Annotated in this window: 1 protein-coding gene; it reads left to right on the forward strand. The window is 63.3% G+C overall.

The window, feature by feature from the left end:
• Positions 1 to 947: ABC transporter substrate-binding protein (locus EOA24_RS39420; protein WP_245501990.1), on the forward strand; the 947-nt coding region annotated here is incomplete at both ends.

Raw genomic sequence — 947 nt, forward strand, 5'->3', positions numbered from 1 at the left:
GGCCAATATTACCGGCTGACGAGGAACGACGCCTATTGGGGCAAGGACGAGCCCTATCTCGACGAGATCGTCTACCAGGTGCTTCCCGATCGCACGTCCGCCGCGGCTGCGCTGGAAGCCGAAGAGATCCAGCTCGCCGCCTTTTCCGCCGTGCCGCTCGCCGACCTCGACCGCATCTCCAAAGTGCCGGGCCTGAAGGTCATCACCAAGGGCTATGAGGGGTTGACCTACCAGCTCGTCGTCGAGATCAACCACCGCCGCAAGGAGCTGGCCGACCTCAAGGTGCGGCAGGCGATCGCCCATGCAATCGACAAGGATTTCGTCGTCAAGACGATCTTCCTCGGCTACGCCGCGACCGCCACTGGCCCTGTGCCGAAGAACGATCCGCAATTCTACACCGCCGACGTGCCGACCTATCCTTTCGACGTCGCCAAGGCCAACGCTCTGCTGGACGAAGCCGGCTACAAGCGCGCCGACGACGGCAAGCGCTTTGCGTTGAAGCTTTTGCCGGCACCCTATTTCAACGAGACGAAGCAGTTCGGCGATTATTTGCGCCAGGCGCTGGCGGCGATCGGCATCGACGCCCAGATCGTCAACAACGACTCGGCGGCCCACATCAAGGCCGTCTACACCGACCATGCCTTCGACCTCGCCGTCGGCCCGCCGGTGTTCCGCGGCGACCCGGCGATCTCGACCACCATCCTGGTGCAGAGCGGCATTCCCGACGGCGTGCCCTTCTCCAACCAGGGCGGCTATAAGAACGCCGAGCTCGATGCGCTGATCGTCAAGGCGTCCGAGACGCTCGACACCTCGGCTCGCACCGAGCTCTACAAGGAGTTCCAGAAGAAGGTCGCTGCCGATCTGCCGCTTATCAACGTTGCGGAGTGGAGTTTCATTAGCGTGGCTCGCGACACGGTGGGCAACATCGCCAACAACCCGCGCTGGGC

Origin of the sequence: Mesorhizobium sp. M2A.F.Ca.ET.039.01.1.1 (assembly GCF_003998035.1) — a bacterium.
Taxonomy (GTDB): Bacteria; Pseudomonadota; Alphaproteobacteria; order Rhizobiales; family Rhizobiaceae; genus Mesorhizobium.